Source organism: Sphingomonas sp. Leaf10 (genome assembly GCF_001421245.1).
GTDB lineage: Bacteria > Pseudomonadota > Alphaproteobacteria > Sphingomonadales > Sphingomonadaceae > Sphingomonas.
This window is the reverse complement of record NZ_LMKE01000003.1, coordinates 2271-6171: the sequence shown is the minus strand read 5'-3', so window position 1 is coordinate 6171 and position 3901 is coordinate 2271. Positions and strand designations below refer to the sequence as shown.

4 protein-coding genes are annotated in these 3901 nt (G+C 66.9%); 3 read left to right on the top strand and 1 reads right to left on the bottom strand.

The annotated features are described in order from the left end of the window. Nucleotides 1-292: 292 nt before the first annotated feature. Nucleotides 293-1132, bottom strand: coding sequence for a pantoate--beta-alanine ligase (gene panC / locus ASE59_RS05855; RefSeq protein ID WP_056453594.1), 840 nt, complete (start codon nt 1130-1132; stop codon nt 293-295). Between the two features lie 82 nt (nt 1133-1214). On the opposite strand from panC, the gene ASE59_RS05850 reads away from it, so the two are divergent. The 3 genes from ASE59_RS05850 to pgmG all read left to right on the top strand — a co-directional run bounded on the left by ASE59_RS05850 (nt 1215) and on the right by pgmG (nt 3887). After that, the gene (locus tag ASE59_RS05850) at nt 1215-2012 is read left to right on the top strand and encodes a division plane positioning ATPase MipZ (protein ID WP_235515659.1); all 798 of its coding nucleotides are present in this window, start codon (nt 1215-1217) and stop codon (nt 2010-2012) included. A 12-nt stretch (nt 2013-2024) separates the two neighbouring features. Further along, entirely contained in the window at nt 2025-2279 is a 255-nt protein-coding gene (locus ASE59_RS05845; RefSeq protein ID WP_056453722.1) for a J domain-containing protein, read from the top strand. A 243-nt stretch (nt 2280-2522) separates the two neighbouring features. Then, nucleotides 2523-3887, top strand: coding sequence for a phosphoglucomutase/phosphomannomutase PgmG (gene pgmG / locus ASE59_RS05840; protein WP_056453592.1), 1365 nt, complete (start codon nt 2523-2525; stop codon nt 3885-3887). The last annotated feature ends 14 nt before the right edge of the window (nt 3888-3901 follow it).

The following is a 3901-nucleotide window of genomic DNA, read 5'->3' as shown; positions in this document are numbered from 1 at the left end:
GGGGCTGGGGGTGGGTCGGCCTGCGAGGGAAGGTCACGCCCGCCAACGGGCCAACCCACCCCCAACCCCTCCCTTCCAGGGAGGGGAGAGGCTGAATGTCGATTGGGCCTTAGGAAGGATTGGTTCACGCGAAGGCGCGGAGACGCGAAGGGGTTGCGTTCCGGGCGGAAGGCCCGCGATCGGGAGACGTTGTCCTGGCCGGCAACGGATGCTTAGGCCGCTGGCGCGGGTGACGCGCGCCAAGGACGCACCCCTTCGCGTCTCCGCGCCTTCGCGTGAACCAACCTTCTCCTTACTCGAACGTCACCGCGATGTTATCGATCAGCCGCGTCGTGCCGATCCGTGCCGCCGCCAGTAGCCGCGCCGGACGGCCCCGGACAGGGGCGGTCAACGTTTCGGCATCGACCAGCGTGACGTAATCGGGGTCGAAGCCAGCGCGGGTCAGTGTCGCGATCGCCGCCGCCAATGCGGTCGCCGGATCGTCGCCGCGTTCGATGCCGCGCTTCGCTTCGCCCAGCGCGCGCGGCAGTGCGACGGCGCGGGCGCGTTCGGTTTCGTCGAGATAGATGTTGCGCGACGACAGCGCCAGGCCGTCGTCCTCGCGCTGGGTCGGGACGCCGACAATCTCCAGCCCCAGATCGAGGTCGGCGGTCATGCGGCGGATGACGGCCAGTTGCTGGAAATCCTTTTCGCCGAACAGCGCGACCGCCGGGCGGACCTGCCCGAACAATTTGCTGACGACGGTCGCGACGCCGTCGAAATGGCCGGGGCGGTGGGCGCCGTCCAAGACTTCGCTGACGCCGGCCACGCTGATAGTGGTGGCGAAGCCCGCGGGGTACATTTCCTCGACCTCGGGCGCCCACAATATGTCGACGCCGGCTTCGGACAGCATCTGCGCATCGGTGGCCTCGCGCCGGGGATAGCGGGCGAGATCCTCGTTCGGGCCGAATTGTTTGGGATTGACGAAGATCGACACGACCACGCGGGCCGCGCGGCGGCGGGCGGCATCGACCAACGCCATATGCCCGGCATGGAGCGCGCCCATGGTCGGGACCAGCGCGACGCTCTCCCCGGCGCGGGTAAACTGGTCGAGCGCTTCGCGAAGCACCTCCAACCGACGTATAATTTGCACGGCCGATGGCCCTTCGATATGGGTGGGGGAGGCGGCTTTTATGGATCAAGCCGCTCGGGATCAACAAGGTTGGGTTGCGCGCTTGGACGAAGGTTCGGATCGGTTGCACGTCATCGTGTTCGCCAACGAAAAGGGCGGCACCGGCAAGTCGACGACGGCAGTGCATGTCGCCATCGCTTTGGCGGCGAAGGGCGCGCGCGTCGCGTGCTTCGACCTCGACCATCGCCAGCGGACACTGGGCCGCTATCTCGACAACCGGGCGGAGACGATGAAGCGCACCGGCCGCAACCTGCCGATGCCGGTCTATGACACGCATGACGGCGAGAGCATGACGCGCTTCAACGACGCGCTTGGCCGCTTGGGCGAACATGCCGAGTTTCTGGTGATCGACACGCCGGGCCGCGACGATCGTTTCGCGCGGATCGCGGTGACCAATGCCGATACGCTGGTCACGCCGATGAACGACAGCTTCGTCGATTTCGACCTGATCGGACAGGTCGATCCCGACACGTTCAAGGTGACGCGGCCGAGCTTCTATTCCGAACTGATCTGGGAAACGCGCAAGCATCGCGCCAAGATCGATGGGTCGACGATCGACTGGGTCGTGCTGCGCAACCGGTTGCAGCATATCGAGGCGCGCAACATGCGCCGCGTGTCGGAGGCGATCAATTCGCTGTCCAAGCGCGTCGGATTCCGCGTGACGCCGGGCCTGTCCGAACGCGTGGTCTATCGCGAGCTGTTCCCGTCGGGCCTGACCATGCTCGACCGCAACGAATTCGGCGAAATGGGACTGGCGCATGTCGCGGCGCGACAGGAATTGCGCGAGATGATGGGCGGGCTGCAACTGCCCGAACCGCTCGGCGCGCCGACCGCGATCTGATTGAACATCGCGATGCTCAAGCTCGTCCTGATCGTCGCGATCATCCTCGCCTTCTGGCTGTGGCTGCGCGCCAAGCCGAAGCGGGTTGGCGGCGAGGCGGAGGCGCGGGCGATTCTGGGCGTAGGCAAGGATGCAAATGTCAGCGAGATCCGCGCCGCGCACAAACGGCTGATGCAGGCGGTGCATCCCGACCGTGGTGGATCGGCCGATCTGGCGCGGCGGATCAATGCGGCTAGGGATGTGCTGTTGGGGCGGCTGCGGCACTGAGGCTTAAAAGAAGAAAGAGGGGTTCACGCGGAGGCGCGGAGACGCGGAGGGGGTGCGTACCGGGCGACGCCACCCGCGCCAGCGGCCTCATCTTCGGTTGCGGCGAAAGAACCGGTCTCCCGTTCGCGGGCGTTCCGCCAAGACCGCGACCCCTCCGCGTCTCCGCGCCTTCGCGTGAATCCCTCTTTCTTCTATGCCGCTTCGCCTTAGGATCGACCGCCTTGTAATGGCGAGGATTCCGGTATGGCCCACGACTTCCACCCCAGTTCGCTGCGCGAATACGACATTCGCGGCGTCGTCGGGCGGACGCTGGGCACGGCCGATGCACATGCGATCGGGCGCTCGTTCGCGACGCTGGTCCGGCGCGCAGGCGGCACGCGGGTCGTGGTCGGGCGGGACGGGCGGCTGTCGTCGCCTGAGCTGGAGGCGGCGCTGGTCGCGGGGCTGACCGCGAGCGGGGTGGATGTGGTGCGTATCGGCCTTGGCCCGACGCCGATGCTCTATCATGCCGAAGCGATGCTGGAGGTCGATGGCGGCATCCAGATCACCGGCAGCCATAATCCGGCCGATTACAACGGCTTCAAGATGGTGTTGCAGCACCGCCCGTTCTTCGGCGACGACATTCAGCGGCTGGGCGCAATGGCGGCGGCGGGCGACTGGGACGAAGGTGCTGGCACCGTTACCGACCATGACCATGTCGACGCCTATGTCGGGCGGCTGATGGCGGGCTATGCCGGGGGCAGCTATCGCATCGGCTGGGACACCGGCAGCGGGGCGGCGGGGCCGGTGATCGAGCGGCTGGTCGCACTGTTGCCCGGCGAGCATCACCTGTTGTTCACCGAGGTCGATGGTCGGTTTCCGCACCATCATCCCGACCCCACCGAAGAAACCAATCTGGTCGATCTGAAACGGCTGGTCGCCGACAAGGGGCTGGATTTCGGGCTGGCGTTCGATGGCGACGGCGACCGGATCGGCGCGGTCGACGGCAGCGGGCGGACGCTGTGGGGCGATCAGTTGCTGATGCTGCTGGCCGAACCGCAACTGCGCGAGACGCCGGGCGCGACGATCATCGCGGACGTGAAGGCCAGCCAGCTGCTGTTCGACCGCATCGCCGAACTGGGCGGAAAACCGCTGATGTGGAAGACCGGGCACAGCCCGATGAAGACAAAGCTGCTGGAGACCGGCGCGCCGCTGGCCGCCGAAATGTCGGGGCATGTGTTCTTCGGCGGCGACGATTACGGGTTCGACGACGCGCCCTATGCGGCGGTGCGGCTGATCCGCGCGATCCATCTGAGCGGGCGGTCGCTGACGGAATTGCGGGGTGCGATGCCCGAAATGGCGACAACGCCGGAATTGCGCTTCAAGGTCGACGAGGAGCGCAAGTTCGCGGTGGTCGAGGAGGTGCTGGCACGGTTGGCGGAGAGTGGCGCGGAGGTGAATACGACCGATGGCGCGCGGGTGACGACGGCGGACGGATGGTGGCTGCTGCGCGCATCGAACACGCAGGACGTGCTGACCGCGCGGGCGGAGGCGCGGGATGAGGAAGGGCTGGCGCGGTTGTTGGCGGAGGTGGATGCGCAGCTTGCGGCGTCTGGGGTGATGCGATGAGACACTCCCCTTCC

What these genes read in the sequence shown, in the direction of transcription:
- pgmG (WP_056453592.1), top strand. Translation starts at nt 2,523, where the DNA reads ATGGCCCACGACTTCCACCCCAGTTCGCTGCGCGAATACGACATTCGC.
- ASE59_RS05845 (WP_056453722.1), top strand. Translation starts at nt 2,025, where the DNA reads ATGCTCAAGCTCGTCCTGATCGTCGCGATCATCCTCGCCTTCTGGCTG.